Raw genomic sequence first — 510 nt, forward strand, 5'->3', positions numbered from 1 at the left:
ACCACAACGCTCAGGGCACCCTGACTGACCGAGATCAACTCGCGCGTATCCGGACTATGAGCATCCGCGGAAAACACGTCGCCCGGCATAATGACCCAGCTCCACAATTCGAACATCGTGCGTCCCGAGGTCGACGAATGCAGTTGTGCAGAGCTTCCCTTGGCGCTCGTCCAAAGCCTCCTGGTCTCTGTCCGCTCGATGGGAAGGCACACCGTGGAAGGGTGCTCGTTCAACAAATCGGCCACCGAGAGCGAAAACGCCGCCGCCAGCCGACACAGTATGCCGATACTGGGGTTCGCCCTACCCTGCTCCAGCGCGACCACGGTTCCCTTGGACAGGCCGCTTAGTTTAGCCAGTCGATCCAGGGTCAGGTTTTGGTCACGCCTCAAGTCTCGGATCCGGGCCGCTATCGCTTGCCCAAGGACCTGCTCGGCATCAAAGGCTGTCGTAACATCGGTCATTATATTGACTTAGGACCTCGGCTCACCTATTGCGGTCAGTATAATGACC

At 58.6% G+C, this 510-nt stretch carries 1 protein-coding gene; it reads right to left on the reverse strand.

The window, feature by feature from the left end; translation table 11 throughout:
• A partial coding sequence (locus X742_RS140200) for a helix-turn-helix transcriptional regulator (protein ID WP_023775678.1) occupies positions 1-461 on the reverse strand: 461 nt, incomplete at its 3' end.
• Between the last annotated feature and the right edge of the window lie 49 nt (positions 462-510).

It is taken from the genome of Mesorhizobium sp. LNHC229A00 (assembly GCF_000502415.1).
In the GTDB taxonomy this organism is placed as follows: domain Bacteria; phylum Pseudomonadota; class Alphaproteobacteria; order Rhizobiales; family Rhizobiaceae; genus Mesorhizobium.